Consider the following 14,095-nt stretch of genomic DNA (forward strand, 5'->3'; position numbering starts at 1 on the left):
CGCCGAGTTCGCCGATTCGTCGAGTCAGCGGCTCCCGAGCGGCATGCCGAACAGGGATGCGAACTTCGCGGCGAGCGAGTCGCCGAGGAAGTCCAGGGCGCCGGGGGTCGCGGCCATGGTGCCCGCGTCGGAGGTGGTGCAGCCGGGGGCGGCGGGGACGCCGTCGAGGCGGTCGCGCAGCCAGATCAGCGCGGCCGGACCGCCGACCACTTCCGCGACGATGTGTTCGCTGGCGTGGTCGCGGGTGTAGGTCAGCGAGGTGTTCGGATCGCTGCAGTAGGTGTCGACCAAGGTGTCGGTCGCGGCCAGCGGCAGGATCTCGTCCCACGCGGAATGCCAGACGAACAGCGGCATGCCGGGGACGGACTTGCCCATGCGGGTGTCGTCGAGCATTTCCGCGACCGGCGGATCGTCGAGGGGATTACCGTCGGAACCGATCATGCCGGTCAGATTCAGAAACGGCAGCAGCGCCGACTGATACTGCACGCACAGCGGCGATTTGATCGCGAACAGGGCCTTGCCGAGCGGATCGAGCCGCTGATCGAGGTAGGCGGCGAAATCGGGATATTCGCGGGTGAGTCCCAGCACGGCGGCGAACACCAGACCCGAGGTCGCCTGGTTGTTCGCCATGCTCAAGGCGGCGCCGAGATCGGCCCCGACCCCGCCCTCTGCCGCGCCCACGATGTTCAGTTCGGGCGCGTAGCTGCTGTGCAGTTCGGCGGCGTGACCGGTCGCGATGGAACCGCCGGAGTAGCCGTAGAGGCCCACCGGTGCGGTCGGTCCCGCCTCGAGCGGGGCGAAGTTGGTCGCGGCGCGAATGCCGTCGAGGGTGATCCGGCCCGCCAGTGGTCCGGCCGCGTAGGCCGAATCGGGGCCCTGATGGTCCGGAACGACCACGGCCCAGCCCTGTGACAGCGCTGCCTGCGCGAACAGGAACTCGGCGGGCACCACGATCTGGCCCGCTACCGCGGCCGCCGAGAGATGTTGCAGCGCATAGGAGGGTGCGCAGTAGCCCGCGGTCGAGTCCTCGGCCAGCTGCACCGACAGCAGCTTGCGCGGGTTCGGCGCCTGCCCGCGCGGCTTGATCAGGGTGGCGACCGCGGGGATCGCCTCGTCACGGCTGTTGTTGGAGCGATACGACACCTGCCATGCGTCGACATCGATCGGCAGCAGACCGAAATCGGCGACTCGCACCTGCCGGACCGCGATGATCGCACCCGGCGCGGTCGCCGCCACCACGTCCGCGGGCGGTAGGTAGAAGCCCGGATCCCATTCGGGCGGTAGTGGAATCACCGGCGGGGGCGCCGCCGGCGGCTCGGCCGCGACCGGCCCGGCGGTCATCACCGTTGCCGCCGCGAGCACACCGGTGGCAAGGGCAAGCCATCGCTGAACGAAGGGAGATCTCATCGCGCACAGTCCTCACATGAATTGAGACGCCTTCGTCTCAATAGCGGCAACTATGACATGGGTGTGGCGCAGATCGCAATCACGCGCCAGGGGGCGTCGCTGAGATCAGGCTGTTCAGGATGGTGGAGAACACGTCGACCAGTTCGTCGACGGGTGGTCTCGGGTCGTCCAGGCTCCACTGGTGCACGGCGCCGTTCACCGCCCCGATGAACGCCGCCATCGGCACCCGCCAGCCGCCGGGCGGCATCCGCACCCCGTCGCGACCGGCCGCGATCGCGGTGACCACCTCGCCCCACCGATCCCTGACCTGCGCCCGATACGCCTCGATCTCGGGGCTCACCCCGACGATGTCGACGAAAGCGACTTTGGCGCATCGGATGTCGTCGGTGATCGCCGTCGTGTACGCCCGTACGGCCGCGTCGATCAGCGTGCGCAGTTCGTCGGAGTCCGCCGCTGCCAGCGCGGCGGCCACCGCCGCCCCGGCCTTGTCCTGCACGGAGTCGTACACCGCGACGAGCAGTTCCTCGCGCCCGGCGAACTGTTCGTAGAACTGCCGACGCGAGAGCCCCGCGGCCGCGCACACATCGGTCAGCGAACTGTTGACGTACGACTTCTCCGCGAACACGGTCAGTCCCGCGTCGATGAACAGCGCCCGGCGCTCGACCTGTCGTTCGGCGACCGAGGTGCCGGTGTAGTTGTGTCGAGTCCGCCCAGAGGTCACCCCATGACCCTACTGTTCAGGCTTCGGTCGAGGCGCCGGCGTCGACGGGGCCGATCGGGACCACCAGCGGAGTGCCGGTGACCGGGTCGTCGATCACCTTGGCGCGCAGTCCGAACACCTGCGCCACCACGTCCTCGGTGAGCACGTCGGCGGGCGTACCCGCGGCAACCACCCGGCCCGCGCGCATCGCGACCAGTCGATGCGCGTACCGCGCGGCGAGATTCAAGTCGTGCAGCACCATCACCACCGTCCGGCCCGCTTCGGCGTGCAGGCGCCGGACCAGGTCGAGAACCTCGATCTGGTGGGCGAGGTCGAGGAAGGTGGTGGGTTCGTCGAGCAGGAGCAGGTCGGTGTTCTGGGCCAGCGCCATCGAGATCCACGCGCGCTGGCGTTGGCCGCCGGACAACTCGTCGAGGGAGCGATCGGCGAACTCGACCATGTCGGTCCAGGTCAGCGCCTCGGTGATGGCGGCTTCGTCGTCGTCGGACCACTGGCGGTACCAGCGCTGGTGCGGGTGCCTGCCGCGGGCGACCAGGTCGGTGACGGTGAGACCCTCCGGAGCCAGCGGGGATTGGGGCAGGATGCCCAGCACGCGTGCCACGTCCTTGGTCGACATGCGGTCGATCCGTTTGCCGTCCAGGTGGACATGACCACCGGCGGGCCGCAGCAGCCGGGCCATCGCGCGCAACAGGGTGGATTTGCCGCACCCGTTGGGCCCGATCACCGCGGTGACGGTGCCACCGGTGATGTCCAGATCCAGACCGTCCACGACGGTTGTCGGCCCGTAGCCGAGGGTCAGCTCGCTGGCCTGCAGCCGAACGGTCATCACACGCCCGCTTTCCCGACGCGATTGCGCCGCATCAACAGATAGATCAGATAGGGCGCGCCGAGGACAGCGGTGATCACCCCGACGGGCAGTTCGCCGGCGGGCAGCAGGGTGCGCGCGACCAGATCGGCGGCGACCGTGAAGGCCGCGCCGAGCACCACCGAGGTGAGCAGCGGTGGTTGTGCCGAACCGGTGAGACGCAGTGCTACCTGCGGCACTGCGAGCGCGATGAAGATGATGGCGCCCGCCGAGGCGGTGGCGACTCCGGCGAGCAACACGGCCAGCACCAGGAGCGTCAGCCGGGCGGCGTTGAGCCGCACGCCGAGTGAGCGGGCGGTGTCGTCGCCGAAATGCAGCGCGCCGAGCAGATGGGTGCCCCCGAGGACGACCGGCACCAGGACAGCCAGGGCGATCGCCACCGGTGTCACCTGGATCCAGCTGCTGCCGTTGAGGCTGCCGGTCAGCCAGGTCACCGCCCGCGTCGCGATATCCACGTCGCCGACGCTGAGGAGCCAGAAGGTCACGCTGGACAGCAGCGAACCGGCGCCGAGACCGACGAGCACGAGCCGATAGCCCTCGATACCGCCGCGCCAGGCCAGGAGGAAAACGCCGAGCGCGGCGAGTAGGCCGCCGAGCATGGACGCGATCGGCACCCCGATCTCGGCGGCGGCGCCGCTGATCTGGCCACGGCTGCCCGACAGCGCGATCACCGCGACCGCGGCCACGCTCGAGCCCGCCGTGACGCCGAGAATATCGGGACTGGACAACGGGTTTCGGGCAATGCCCTGCGTGATCGCGCCGGACAGCGCCAGTGCCGCGCCGACCAGCGCCCCGGTGAGAATCCGCGGCAGCCGCAGATCCCACACCACATAGGCCAGGCCGTCGTCGCCGCCACCGCCGAGCACCGCGAGCACGTCCCACGGCGTGACCGGACCGCCGTCGGGCATCGTGTAGGTGCCCAGCGCCAGCGCGACGCAACTCGCGGCGCCGAGAATCGCGAGCCCGACGACCAGGACCGCCGTCGTGCGCAGTCGCAGTTGCCAGGACACCGGTCCCAGCCGGACCGCCCGGACGGTACTCATATGCTCACCAGCTTTCGGCGGCGGACCAACACGATGAAGAACGGGACGCCGACGAAGGCCAGCATGATGCCCGCCGGAAGTTCGCCCTTGTCCAGCACCAGCCGCCCCGCGATGTCGGCGACCAGCACCATGACCACGCCGAGCAACCCGGCGACCGGGACCAGCCAGCGGTAGTCGGGCCCGGTGATACCGCGGGCCAGGTGCGGGACGACGAGCCCGACGAAGCCGAGCGGTCCCGCGATCGCCACGACCGCGCCGGTGAGCAGCACGATCGAGCCGATGCCGACGGCGCGCGCCAGCGAAACGCGATGGCCCAGCGCACGGGCGGTGTCCTCGCCGAGGCTGAGCGCGTTGAGCGCGGAGGTGTTGGCCAGCGCGAGGACGATCCCGACCAGGATGAACGGGGTGGCCTTACCGAGGAGGTCCAGGTTGGATCCGACCAGCGAACCGGCCTTCCAGAAGCGGTAGATGTCGGTGACGTCGGTGTCGAACAGCACCACTGCCGAGATCAGGCCCTGCAGCAGGTAGCTCACGGCGGCGCCCGCCAGGGCGAGGGTCACCGGGGTCGGTCCGCCGCGGCCCGTCGCGCCGATGACGAACACGGTGATGGTGGCGATCAGCGCGCCGGCGAAGCCGAACCACACGTAGCCGAACAGGCTGGAGATGCCGCCGATCATCACCGCCAGGACGATGCCGAGCGCCGCGCCCTGGGTGATGCCGAGCAGCGCGGGGTCGGCGAGAGGGTTTCTGGTGTGACCCTGGATCACCGCGCCCGCGATGCCGAGCGCGAGACCGGCGAGGACCCCCAGCAGCGTGCGTGGCAGGCGCAGACCGTTGACGATGGCGCCGGTCTCGGTGTCGGTCGTGCCGCCGAGTGCATGCAGAACATCAAGGGGAGCAATGAATTTGGAACCGATGGCCAAACTGAGCAGGACGGTCGCGAACACCGCGGCCACGAGTCCGGCGATGAGTAGCAACCGGCGAGACCGTGTGTTGGCGAACACGACTCCGGGCGGCGATGCGGGCACTGTCCCTCTTCATAGTTGGTAATTAGGTAAGGCTTCGCTAGGTTAGCAACCCTAAAGAACTCTGAACCACTCGGGAGACCTCGATGAACACCCCACTGAGCCGTCGGCTCGCCGCCGCCGCGGCAGTCGCCGCCGCCGTCCTGAGCCTGTCCGCGTGTGGCCAGGACCGGTCGGCCACCGGCGCCGCGAGCAGCGATTGCGATACCGCGAGCAACCTCGACGGCGGCGCGTACCCGCGCACCATCGAGGCCGGGGCGGTCAAGGACAAGGCGGGCACGAATGTCGGCACGGTCGTCGACCCGGCGACCATCACCACCCGGCCGGTTCGGGTCGCGGCGCTGGATCAGACGTTCGTCGACGCCGCCCTGGTGCTGAACACCGAAGTCGTCGCGTACACGACCTACCAGTCCATGGGCGAGAAGCTGCCCGCGTTCCTCGGCGCGGCCGCTCAGACCTGCGGCGGGCGAGCGGTGAACATCGGCAATCTGCAGACCCCGGATATCGAGAAACTGGCCGGCGCCCGGCCGGATCTGATCGTGTCGGCGAAGGTGCGCCACGAGAAGCAGTACGAGCAGTTCAAGGGCATCAAGCTCGGTTCGGGCACCGTGCCGGTGGTGTTCAGCCAGACCACCGGCGCCACCTGGAAGGAGAACCTGCTGCTGCTCGCCAAGGCGGTCGACAAGGAGAACCTGGCGCAGGCCAAGCTGGCGGCATACCAGGACCGTGCCACCAAGATCGGGGCGGCGATCAAGGCGAAGAACGGTGGCAACGCGCCGACCGTGTCGCTACTGCGCTTCCTGCCCAAGGAAGACCGGCTGATGCAGCGGGTCAGCTTTGTCGGCGACATCTTCGCCGACGCCGGTCTGAACCAGCTCGACAAGTCCGACGACCCCAAGAACGACTTCTCGATCACCCTCAGCCCTGAGCGGCTCCTCGACGCCGACGCCGACTACGTCTTCCTCACCAGCAACGGCGAGGACGCCGCCGCACAGCGCAAGGCGGCCGCCGAGGCCAACCCGCTGTGGAACCAGCTGCGCGGCAAGGTCACTCCGGTCGACGACCTGGTCTGGCTGACCTCGGTCGGCCTCACCGGCGCCCACGCGGTCCTCGACGACATCGCCGAGACCTTCGAGGTCGACCCGGCCAAGTAGGTCGAACGCGCCGTGTTCGCCCACCCCTACACTCGGCGGGGTGGGCGAACAGAAGCAGCGGATGCTGGCCGGCGAGCTGTACAAGGACATCGATCCGGAACTGGTGGCCGAACGGCAACGGGCACAACGGTTGTGCGACGAGTTCAATCGCACCGGGCCCGACGAGACCGGGCGGCGCACCGAGTTGCTGGGTGATCTCCTCGGCAAGCTGGGGGAGGGTTCGTGGATCATGCCGCGGTTCCAGTGTGACTACGGATACCTGATCGAGATCGGGGCGAACAGCTTCCTCAACTACGACGCGATCCTGCTCGACTGCGCGCCGATCACCATCGGCGACGACTGTTCGATCGGGCCGCGCTGTCAGCTGCTCACCGCGCTGCATCCGATGCAGGATCACGAAAAGCGCAGGCAGCGCTGGGAATCGGCGGCGCCGATCCGGATCGGGAACAATGCCTGGTTCGGTGGCGGGGTGATCGTGTGCCCGGGTGTGACCATCGGTGATGACGTGGTGGTCGGCGCGGGCGCCGTGGTGACCAGCGATCTGCCCGACCGGGTGTTCGCGGCGGGCAATCCGGCGCGGGTGATCCGGCAACTCTAGGTTCGCTGGCTACGCTGGAACGCAGGCGCCTGCGCACCGCTGACGCCCGACCCAAGGAGACCGGATGCGCCACGGCGAAGATCTCTCCCTGACCCACGTCATGCTGCTCGTGGGCGACCAGGACCAGGCCCTCACCTTCTATCGGGACCTGATCGGCCTGCAGGTCCGCACCGACATGCCGTTCGGCGACAACACGCGCTGGCTGACGGTCGGCCCGGTCGACCAGAAGAACCTGGAATTCGTGCTCGAGGTCCCGGAGATGGCCCCCGACCCCGCCTACCGGGCGGCCGCGCTCGCGCGCATCGACAGCGGTGCCCAGTCCACCGTCATCTTCGCCACCGACGACATCGACGCCACCTTCACCCGTATCCGCGACGCCGGGGCCGAAGTCGCCCAGGAGATCGTGAACCAGCAATACGGCCGCGACTGCGCGTTCCGTGACCCGTGGGGCAATCAGATCCGCTTCACCGCTCGCCACCACGGCTGAGCGCGACATGCGGTGCGGGTGCGGCGTCGGGTCGCGCCCGCGGCCCGGCGGCAATACTGTTCGACCATGGGCGAATCGCGAATCGAGATGGAACCCGAAGCTACCCGGCCGCTGCGCGAGGACATCCGCTTCCTCGGCGGCATCCTGGGCGACACCATCCGCGACCACGAAGGTCCCGAGGTGTTCGACCTGATCGAGCGCGTCCGCATCGAGGCGTTCCGGGTGCGCCGCGAGGAGGTCGAGCGCAGCGCCGTCGCCGACATGCTCGACGGCACCCCCACCGAGGTCGCGATCCCGCTGATCCGGGCGTTCAGCTACTTCGTGCTGCTGGCCAACCTGGCCGAGGACATCCAGCGTGATCGACGCCGCGCCGTGCACGTGGCGGCGGGCGAGCCACCCCAGGACTCCTCCCTGGCCGCCACCTACGACAAACTCGACGCGGCCGGCCTGGACGGCACCGTGGTGGCCGACCTGCTCACCGACGCGCTCGTCTCCCCGGTGATCACGGCGCATCCGACCGAAACCCGCAGGCGCACCGTCTTCGACGTGCAGTCCAAGATCACCGAGCTGATGCGCCTGCGCCGGCGCCTCGAACCCGGCGAGCCCGGCCTCGACGAATCCGAACAGCGGATCCGCCGCGAAGTGCTCACCCTGTGGCGCACGGCGCTGATCCGGTTGGCGCGCTTGCGGATCCAGGACGAGATCTCCGTCGGTCTGCGCTATTACGACCTGACCCTCTACGACGTGATCCCCGCGATCAACGCGCAGGTGCGCGCGGCGCTGCGGACGCGCTGGCCCGCCGAAGACCTCCTGCCGCGCCCGATCCTGCGTCCCGGCTCGTGGATCGGCGGCGACCGTGACGGAAACCCGTTCGTGACAGCCGAAGTCGTGCACACCGCCGCCGAGCAGGCCGCCGCCTACGCCTTCGGCCGCTACCTGGACGAGCTGGTCGAACTCGAGAAGACCCTGTCGCAATCGGCCCGCCTGGTGCGGGTGACACCCCGGGTCGCAGAACTCGCGGCAGCGGGTTACCCCGACCCCGGCCTGTTCGCCGACGAGCCGTATCGCCGTGCGCTGCACGCGATTCGGGCCCGGCTCAGTGCCACTGCCGAGCTCGCGCTCGGTGAACTGCCCGAACACGGCCTCGACACCGGCGCGGCGCCGTATCCGACACCGCAATCGGTCCTCGACGACCTCGACGCGATCGACGAGTCCATGCGCGCCAGCGGTGACGGACTGCTCGCCGACGACCGTCTCGCCGCGCTGCGCCACGCCATCGAGACCTTCGGTTTCCACCTGCAGGGCCTGGACATGCGGCAGAACTCCGAGGTCCACGAGCAGGTGGTCACCGAACTGCTGGCGTGGTCGGGCGTGCATCCCGACTATCCGAGCCTGTCCGAAGCCCAGCGGGTGGAGCTGCTCGCCGCGGAATTGCGCACGCGCCGACCACTTCTCGGGCCGAACGCGCAGCTGAGCGAACTCGCCGCCAAGGAACTCGGGGTCCTGGGCGCCGCCAAGGAGGTCATCGATACCTTCGGTGCCGCCGCCGTCCCGAACTACATCATCAGCATGTGCACCTCGGTCAGTGACATGCTCGAAGCGGCGTTGCTGCTGAAGGAATCCGGCATTCTCGATCCGGGCACCGCCGACACCGCGCCGAGCTGTCCCGTCGGCATCGTTCCGCTGTTCGAAACCATCGAGGACCTCAGCGCCGGTGCGTCGACGCTGGCCGCGGTGCTGGAGGTTCCGGTCTATCGCGAGCTGGTCGAGGCGGCGGGCATGCGCCAGGAAGTGATGCTCGGCTACTCCGATTCCAACAAGGACGGCGGATATCTCGCCGCGAACTGGGCGCTCTACCGCGCGGAACTGGACCTGGTGGAGGTGGCCAGGAAGTCGGGTATTCGGTTGCGGCTGTTCCACGGTCGCGGCGGCACCGTCGGTCGCGGCGGCGGCCGCAGCTACGACGCCATCCTGGCGCAGCCCGCGGGCGCGGTGCGGGGTTCGCTGCGACTGACCGAACAGGGTGAGGTGATCGCCGCGAAATACTCCGAATCCGGTGCGGCACACCGCAATCTGGAGTCGCTGATCGCGGGCACCCTGGAGTCGACGCTACTGGACGTGGAAGGTCTCGGCGACGATGCCGAACCGGCCTACGAACTCCTCGACGACCTCGCCGCCCGCGCTCGCGCCGCCTACGCGAACCTGGTGCACGACACCCCCGGCTTCGTCGAGTATTTCCGCGAATCCACCCCGGTCGCCGAGGTCGGCGACCTCAATATCGGCAGCCGCCCCGCCTCCCGTAAACCCACCAATTCGGTCTCGGACCTGCGCGCGATCCCCTGGGTGATGGCCTGGAGCCAGGCCAGGGTCATGCTGCCCGGCTGGTACGGCACCGGTACCGCGCTCGAAGACTGGGTCGGCGACGATCCGGCCCGCCTCGCGCGTCTCACCGACCTCTACCAGCGGTGGCCGTTCTTCAATACCGTGCTGTCGAACCTGGCCCAGGTGATGGCCAAGAGCGACCTCGACATCGCCGCCCGCTACGCCGAGCTCGTCACCGACGAAACATTGCGCGCGAAGATCTTCGCCATGATCGCCGACGAACACGCCCGCACCGTCCGCATGTACCTCGCGGTCACCGGCCACGCCGAACTCCTCAGCGACAACCCGTCGCTGGCCGAGTCGATCCACAACCGCTTCCCCTACCTGGAGCCGCTGAACCAGCTCCAGGTCGACCTGCTGGCCCGGCTGCGCGGCGGCGACGATTCCGAACTGGTGAAGCGGGGCATCCTGCTCACCATGAACGGCCTGGCCACCGCGCTGCGCAACTCGGGGTAGCGGCAACTCGGGGTAGCGGCTACAGGCAGACGCTGATGGTGAAGGGCCCGACCGGGATGCCGGTGCAGATCGACACCGAGCCGACGACCGGCTGTGCGGGGGCGGCCGATGCGGTTGCGGCGCCGATCCCGGTTACGGACAGGGCAAGGGCGGCGACGGCGAGCGGGCGGGCGATCTTGGCGAACATAGGCTGATCCTCGGGTAGAACGGGGTGAACACCCCCGTGCGGGGGCGAACCCATCTCAACACGATGCGCCGACGGCGTCCACGACATGGCGGGATTCGCGGTGGCTCAGCCGGTTACGACGGCGATCGCGTCGATCTCGACCAGCATCTCCGCGCGCGGCAGGCCGGTGAAAACGGTGGTGCGCGAGGGCAGCACGCCGTTGCTGGTGTGTTTCGTGACGAACTCGCCGTATGCCTCGTTCATGATCGCGAAGTCCTCGCGCTTGGTGAGGTAGACACGCAGCATCATCACATCGTCGAAGGTGGCGCCGGACGCGTCGATGATCGCCTTGACGTTCATCAGGGTGCGCGTGGTCTGGGCGGCGACATCGCCCTGATGCAGGTACTCGTTGGTCTCGGGGTCCACGGGTCCCTGGCCGGACACCTGGACGAACGGGCCCTTGCGCACACCCTGGGAGAAGGTGTGGGCGGGCGCCGGGGCGTCGGAGGTGCGCACGGCGGTCTTGTCGGACATGGGTTCAGCCTTTCCTCGCGGTGACGTCTCGGCGGGGGTCCCAGCCGAGTTCGGTGGAGATGGCGTCGGCCGTCGCCCTGAGCTGCGGCAACAGTGCCAGCACTTGGTCATGGTCGAGCAGCACGTCGGGAACGGAGACCGACACGGCGGCGACGACGGCGCCGATGCCGTCGCGGACGCCGACGCCGATGCAGTTGACGAAGCTCTCGTGTTCTTCGTGGTCCTCGGCGAAGCCCTGCGCGGCAACGAGTTTCAATTCGGTCAGGTACTGCTCGGGGGTGCGCAGGGTACGGGTGGTGAAGGGGTGGTAGTCCAATCGGGCTGCCACTGCCGCCCATTCGCTGCGTGGCAGCGCGGCGACGAGCACCTTGCCGACCGCGGTGCAGTGCAGGGGCGCGGGCCTGCCGATCCGCGAGTACATCCGCACCGCCTGCTCGGCGTCGACCTTGTCGATGTAGACGGCGTCGCCCGATTCGTAGGCCGCCAGGTGTACGGTCTGCCCGGTGGCCGCGCCCAGCGCACTCAGATGCCGGCGGGCTACGGTGCGCACGTCACGGTTCTCCAGTGCGCGACTGGCCAATTCGAACATGCGGGTGCCGAGCGAGTAGCGGTGCGCGTTGTCGCGCACGACGAACCGATCGGCCTGCATGGTCTGCAGGATTCGCAGCACCGTCGACTTGTGGACGCCGAGCCGGACAGCCAACTCGTCGAGGGACTGCGAGTTCTCGCCGAGGGCGATGAGAATGGACAGGGCCCGCGACACGCTTTGACTCATGCGCTGATCGTTTCATCCAGTGCCGCCGGATAGCGCAGCGTGGCCCAGATATCGTCAGGAAGCAGCGCCAGGCGCTGAATATCTTGGGGCGGTGGCAGTTTCGCCGAATCGCCGGTCGCGGTCAGCGCTGCCGCCGCGCACAGATGGCCGTATCGAAGCCGGGTGCGCAGGTCGGCGCCGTGCAGCAGGGCGGCGAGATAACCGCCGGCGAAGGCATCGCCGGCGCCGATGCGCTCGGTGATCTCCAGTGTCAACGCGGGCACCTCGATTGAGGAATCGCCGTCGAATCCCGTGACGGTGTGCTTGTCGTTCTTGACGATCAGCTGGGCGGGTTCGGGAAACAACGCGCGCAGGGCGGCCGGTTCGCCGGTGCCGAAGATCTCCTCTGCCTCGTCGGCGCCGAGGAACGCCACATCGGCGCCGCGAAGATGCGCGGCGAGTTCGTCGGTGGCCTCGTCGACGCGCGAACCCCACACTGCCGGGCGGTAATTCAGGTCGAAGCTGACCAGCGCACGACGGGGCCTGGCGAGCAGCGCGCGGGTGAGTTCGGTCGCCGATGCCGACAGCGCCGGGGTGATGCCGGTGAAGTGCACCAGATCGGCGCCCTCGAGCAACCCCGCCCGGTCCGTGAGATCGGCGGGCGACAGTGCGCTGGCAGCCGAACCCGTGCGGTAGTAGTGCATGCGGCTGGCATCGGCGTCCAGATCGTTGGCCAGGCCGGAGCCCGCACCACGTTCCTTGACGTACAGGCCGGTGGGCCGCATCGGGTCGACCGCGACCGCCGCGACATCCACGCCCTGCGCGCTGAGCTCGGCGACCAGATATCGCCCGAATCCGTCGTCGCCGACCCGCGACAGCCAGGCCGCCGACACGTCGAGCTGGGCGAGCACCACGGCCACATTGGCCTCCGCGCCGCCCGCGCCTCGATCGAACCGCGCGGACAGTTCCAGGGGGCCCGCGCCCGCGATCAGCACGGCCAGCCCCTCGCCGACAGTGACCGCCCTGGGCGGAGTGGATGTTGCCTGGGTCACCTTGTTCGCCCTTTCGTGCTTGCGGTCACTGCCTTCGAGATGCACAATAACGAGCAGAAACATTCAGCGCAACCACCGTTGCATACTGTGCAATGTTTGTTCGATATGACTGATCGAGCCGCCATCCCGGGCTCGGTCGACAGAAAGGGATGCTGTGATCATCGACAACGACGTCGTGGACGCCCTCGCCGACGAGTTGCTCGGACCCCACGACAAGAGCGCGCCGCCCGCGGCGTGGGGCAGCGCCGTGCGCGAATATCTCACCGGCGCACCGCGACTCGACCAGTGGCAGACGCCGTTGCTCACCCTCGACCGCGGCAGGCTCGACGCGAACCGCGACCTCATGGCCGAGTGGACCGCCACGGCGGGCGTCGCGCTCGCCCCGCACGGCAAGACGACGATGGCGCCGCAGCTGTGGCGCGAGCAGCTCGTGGCCGGATCGTGGGGGATCACCGTGGCCACCGCGTGGCAGGCGCAGCTCGCGCGCTCGTTCGGTGTCGGCCGGATCATGCTCGCCAATACCCTGCTCGACCCGGTCGGGTTGGCCTGGGCCGCAGCGGAATCCGCACGCGAGGCAGATTTCGAGTTGTGCTGCTGGGCCGACGGCGTCGCCACCGTCGAACTGATGGACAAGATCCTGCGCGAGACCGCTGCGGGTTCGCGGGTGCGCGTGCTGGTCGAGCTGGGGGGACCGCACGGCCGCACCGGTGCCCGCACCCGGGCCCAGGCGCACGCGGTCGCCGCCGCCATCGGTGCGAGCGAGCGGCTGAGCCTGGCCGGAGTCGCGGGCTACGAGGGCGCGCTGGCTCACGATCGCAGCGTCGAGGGTGTCGCGGCGGTGCGCGGCTATTTGCGCGAACTGGCCGCGCTGCACACCGAACTCGGTGCGGCAGGCGCCTATTCGGGTCCCGCGGTGGTCACCGCGGGCGGCAGCGCCTACCCCGAGCTCGTGGTCGAGGAACTCGCCGGACTGGGCGACCCCGAGGGTGCGCGCGGTGTGCCGACCACGGTGGTTCTGCGCAGTGGCGCTTACGTCGTCCACGACGACGGCTTCTACGCGGGAATCTCCCCGCTCGCCGCACCCGCGAAGGAGCCCGGCCTCCGGTCCGCCATGCACGGCTGGGCCAGGGTGGTCTCGCGGCCCGAACCGGAGCTGGCCTTGCTCGACGGCGGCAAACGCGATTTCCCCTTCGACGAGGGTCTGCCGGTGCCCCAACTGGTGGTCGGCGGCACTCTTCCACCGAACGCGGTGGTCACCGCGCTCAACGATCAGCACACCTTCCTACGGTTGCCCGGCGCCGACGCGGCTGATCTCCCGGTCGGCTCCGTCGTGCGCCTGGGTCTCTCACACCCGTGCACCGCATTCGACAAGTGGCGCCTGATCCCGGTGATCGACAGCGTCGACGCGCCCGATCCGCGCGTGATCGATCTGATCCGCACCTACTTCTGAC

At 69.0% G+C, this 14,095-nt stretch carries 14 protein-coding genes; 5 read left to right on the top strand and 9 right to left on the bottom strand.

The annotated features are described in order from the left end of the window. Positions 1-24 precede the first annotated feature (24 nt). The 5 genes from ACFQ9R_RS26895 to ACFQ9R_RS26915 all read right to left on the bottom strand — a co-directional run bounded on the left by ACFQ9R_RS26895 (position 25) and on the right by ACFQ9R_RS26915 (position 5,040). Positions 25-1,407, bottom strand: a complete 1,383-nt coding sequence (locus ACFQ9R_RS26895) for a lipase family protein (protein ID WP_378994167.1) — start codon at positions 1,405-1,407, stop codon at positions 25-27. Positions 1,408-1,486: 79 nt separating this feature from the next. Then, entirely contained in the window at positions 1,487-2,128 is a 642-nt protein-coding gene (locus tag ACFQ9R_RS26900; protein WP_378994169.1) for a TetR/AcrR family transcriptional regulator, read from the bottom strand. A 16-nt stretch (positions 2,129-2,144) separates the two neighbouring features. Beyond that, a complete protein-coding gene (locus ACFQ9R_RS26905) occupies positions 2,145-2,954 on the bottom strand; it encodes an ABC transporter ATP-binding protein (RefSeq protein WP_378994172.1) in 810 nt (269 codons plus the stop codon). Beyond that, the gene (locus ACFQ9R_RS26910) at positions 2,954-4,036 is read right to left on the bottom strand and encodes a FecCD family ABC transporter permease (RefSeq protein ID WP_378994174.1); all 1,083 of its coding nucleotides are present in this window, start codon (positions 4,034-4,036) and stop codon (positions 2,954-2,956) included. The genes ACFQ9R_RS26905 and ACFQ9R_RS26910 overlap by 1 nt, the downstream gene beginning before the upstream one ends. After that, positions 4,033-5,040: a FecCD family ABC transporter permease gene (locus tag ACFQ9R_RS26915; RefSeq protein ID WP_378994176.1), complete on the bottom strand. Its 1,008-nt coding sequence runs from the start codon at positions 5,038-5,040 to the stop codon at positions 4,033-4,035. The genes ACFQ9R_RS26910 and ACFQ9R_RS26915 overlap by 4 nt, the downstream gene beginning before the upstream one ends. A gap of 107 nt (positions 5,041-5,147) precedes the next feature. Here ACFQ9R_RS26915 and ACFQ9R_RS26920 point away from each other — a divergent pair, with 107 nt between their 5' ends. From ACFQ9R_RS26920 to ppc, 4 genes are all read left to right on the top strand, one after another. Next, complete coding sequence (locus ACFQ9R_RS26920; protein WP_378994178.1) at positions 5,148-6,215, top strand: ABC transporter substrate-binding protein; 1,068 nt, start codon at positions 5,148-5,150, stop codon at positions 6,213-6,215. A gap of 40 nt (positions 6,216-6,255) precedes the next feature. Beyond that, on the top strand, positions 6,256-6,813 hold the full coding sequence (locus ACFQ9R_RS26925) for a sugar O-acetyltransferase (protein WP_378994180.1): 558 nt from the start codon (positions 6,256-6,258) through the stop codon (positions 6,811-6,813). Between the two features lie 64 nt (positions 6,814-6,877). Further along, positions 6,878-7,300 carry a VOC family protein gene (locus ACFQ9R_RS26930; RefSeq protein WP_378994182.1) on the top strand — a complete coding sequence of 141 codons (423 nt, stop codon included), beginning with the start codon at positions 6,878-6,880 and terminating at the stop codon, positions 7,298-7,300. A gap of 66 nt (positions 7,301-7,366) precedes the next feature. Beyond that, a complete protein-coding gene (gene ppc / locus ACFQ9R_RS26935; RefSeq protein ID WP_378994184.1) occupies positions 7,367-10,138 on the top strand; it encodes a phosphoenolpyruvate carboxylase in 2,772 nt (923 codons plus the stop codon). Between the two features lie 19 nt (positions 10,139-10,157). Here ppc and ACFQ9R_RS26940 read toward each other — a convergent pair whose 3' ends face one another. The 4 genes from ACFQ9R_RS26940 to ACFQ9R_RS26955 form a co-directional block, all read right to left on the bottom strand. Then, on the bottom strand, positions 10,158-10,325 hold the full coding sequence (locus ACFQ9R_RS26940; protein ID WP_378994186.1) for a hypothetical protein: 168 nt from the start codon (positions 10,323-10,325) through the stop codon (positions 10,158-10,160). Between the two features lie 105 nt (positions 10,326-10,430). Continuing rightward, a complete protein-coding gene (locus tag ACFQ9R_RS26945; RefSeq protein ID WP_378994188.1) occupies positions 10,431-10,838 on the bottom strand; it encodes a RidA family protein in 408 nt (135 codons plus the stop codon). 4 nt (positions 10,839-10,842) lie between these two features. Then, on the bottom strand, positions 10,843-11,613 hold the full coding sequence (locus tag ACFQ9R_RS26950; RefSeq protein ID WP_378994190.1) for an IclR family transcriptional regulator: 771 nt from the start codon (positions 11,611-11,613) through the stop codon (positions 10,843-10,845). Then, entirely contained in the window at positions 11,610-12,644 is a 1,035-nt protein-coding gene (locus ACFQ9R_RS26955; RefSeq protein WP_378994192.1) for a sugar kinase, read from the bottom strand. Before ACFQ9R_RS26955 ends, ACFQ9R_RS26950 begins: the two co-directional genes overlap by 4 nt. Positions 12,645-12,798: 154 nt before the next feature. Here ACFQ9R_RS26955 and ACFQ9R_RS26960 point away from each other — a divergent pair, with 154 nt between their 5' ends. Further along, a complete protein-coding gene (locus ACFQ9R_RS26960; RefSeq protein WP_378994194.1) occupies positions 12,799-14,094 on the top strand; it encodes an amino acid deaminase in 1,296 nt (431 codons plus the stop codon). The last annotated feature ends 1 nt before the right edge of the window (position 14,095 follow it).

The sequence above is a fragment of the Nocardia sp. NPDC056541 genome (genome assembly GCF_042794235.1).
GTDB lineage: Bacteria > Actinomycetota > Actinomycetes > Mycobacteriales > Mycobacteriaceae > Nocardia.

Bases quoted from the DNA above. Each gene is read 5' to 3' on its own strand.
- ACFQ9R_RS26920 (WP_378994178.1), top strand. From the start codon at position 5,148: ATGAACACCCCACTGAGCCGTCGGCTCGCCGCCGCCGCGGCAGTCGCC.
- ACFQ9R_RS26905 (WP_378994172.1), bottom strand. From the start codon at position 2,954: ATGACCGTTCGGCTGCAGGCCAGCGAGCTGACCCTCGGCTACGGGCCG.
- ACFQ9R_RS26895 (WP_378994167.1), bottom strand. From the start codon at position 1,407: ATGAGATCTCCCTTCGTTCAGCGATGGCTTGCCCTTGCCACCGGTGTG.
- ACFQ9R_RS26930 (WP_378994182.1), top strand. From the start codon at position 6,878: ATGCGCCACGGCGAAGATCTCTCCCTGACCCACGTCATGCTGCTCGTG.
- ACFQ9R_RS26910 (WP_378994174.1), bottom strand. From the start codon at position 4,036: ATGAGTACCGTCCGGGCGGTCCGGCTGGGACCGGTGTCCTGGCAACTG.
- ACFQ9R_RS26950 (WP_378994190.1), bottom strand. From the start codon at position 11,613: ATGAGTCAAAGCGTGTCGCGGGCCCTGTCCATTCTCATCGCCCTCGGC.
- ACFQ9R_RS26940 (WP_378994186.1), bottom strand. From the start codon at position 10,325: ATGTTCGCCAAGATCGCCCGCCCGCTCGCCGTCGCCGCCCTTGCCCTG.
- ACFQ9R_RS26945 (WP_378994188.1), bottom strand. From the start codon at position 10,838: ATGTCCGACAAGACCGCCGTGCGCACCTCCGACGCCCCGGCGCCCGCC.
- ppc (WP_378994184.1), top strand. From the start codon at position 7,367: ATGGGCGAATCGCGAATCGAGATGGAACCCGAAGCTACCCGGCCGCTG.